This is a genomic window from Streptomyces laurentii, from assembly GCF_040635425.1.
GTDB classification, from domain to species: Bacteria; Actinomycetota; Actinomycetes; order Streptomycetales; family Streptomycetaceae; genus Streptomyces; species Streptomyces laurentii.
In genome coordinates, this window is sequence record NZ_JBEYHT010000053.1 from 1 (window position 1) to 511 (window position 511).

Consider the following 511-nt stretch of genomic DNA (forward strand, 5'->3'; position numbering starts at 1 on the left):
ACGCCCGGTTACATTCCGAACCCGGAAGCTAAGCCTTTCAGCGCCGATGGTACTGCAGGGGGGACCCTGTGGGAGAGTAGGACACCGCCGAACAATCTTTCAGGACCCCTGGTCCCAGCGTTCACGCTGGGACCAGGGGTCCTTTTGTTTTTCTCGAATTTCTTGAAACGCGCGCCGGTGCGCCGGCTGCGCGAGAATGACTGCAGTACCCGAAGACAGGAGTCACGTCGATGTCCACCAACTCTCCCGACCACCGTCCGGAGCGCGACCCGCGCAGCCGGGACGGCGGCGAGCGGGGCGGCTTCCGTGGTCCGCGCCGTGACGACAACCGTGGCGGCGACAGCCGCGGCGGTTACCGCGGCCGCGACGACCGTCCGTCGTTCCGTCGTGATGACCGTCAGGACGACCGGGGCGGTTTCCGCCGCGACGACCGTCGTGACGACCGCAGGGACGACCGTCGCGGTGAGCGCCGTGACGAGCGCCCGCCGTTCCGTCGTGACGACAACCGTGG

The 511-nt window shown here is 67.7% G+C and carries 1 rRNA gene and 1 pseudogene; both read left to right on the forward strand.

Annotated elements, in window-relative coordinates:
• Nucleotides 1-93: ribosomal RNA gene (gene rrf / locus ABZ693_RS27235) — 5S ribosomal RNA — on the forward strand; the annotation flags it as partial.
• 137 nt (nt 94-230) lie between these two features.
• A pseudogene (locus ABZ693_RS27240) lies at nt 231-511 on the forward strand (tetratricopeptide repeat protein); the annotation flags it as partial.